Source organism: Desulfobacter latus, assembly GCF_013389365.1.
Lineage (GTDB): Bacteria > Desulfobacterota > Desulfobacteria > Desulfobacterales > Desulfobacteraceae > Desulfobacter > Desulfobacter latus.
In genome coordinates this window covers 1-325 of the sequence record NZ_JACADJ010000215.1, presented here as the reverse complement: position 1 = coordinate 325, position 325 = coordinate 1, and the positions used below count along the sequence as shown (strand labels likewise).

General features: G+C 34.5%; 1 pseudogene. It reads left to right on the top strand.

From position 1 onward, the window contains the following. Positions 1 to 150: 150 nt before the first annotated feature. A pseudogene (locus HXW94_RS20645) lies at positions 151 to 325 on the top strand (recombinase family protein); the annotation flags it as partial.

Sequence of the window (325 nt, the reverse complement as noted above, 5' to 3'; positions counted from 1 at the left end):
TGCTTAGTTCAATAATAGCTTCGTATACAGAATGTTGTTCTGAAGCATACCAAAGTTGAAGTACAATATTCGGCCAGAATACTGCAAAGCAATATATGTGCCAAGAAAAACCAAAGTTGGAGTACTATAGATGAAATTTTTGACAATAGAATTGAGAAAGTAGTTATATCTTACAAGGACAGGCTTAGTCGAGTGGGCTTTGATCTTTTCCGTCACTTATTTAAAAAATTCGGGACAGAAATCGTTGTTGTTTCAGAAGTTGGCTCGGTTAAATTGGATTCGGAAGAAATCTTTGAAGAAATAGTTTCTCTTCTGCATTGTTATT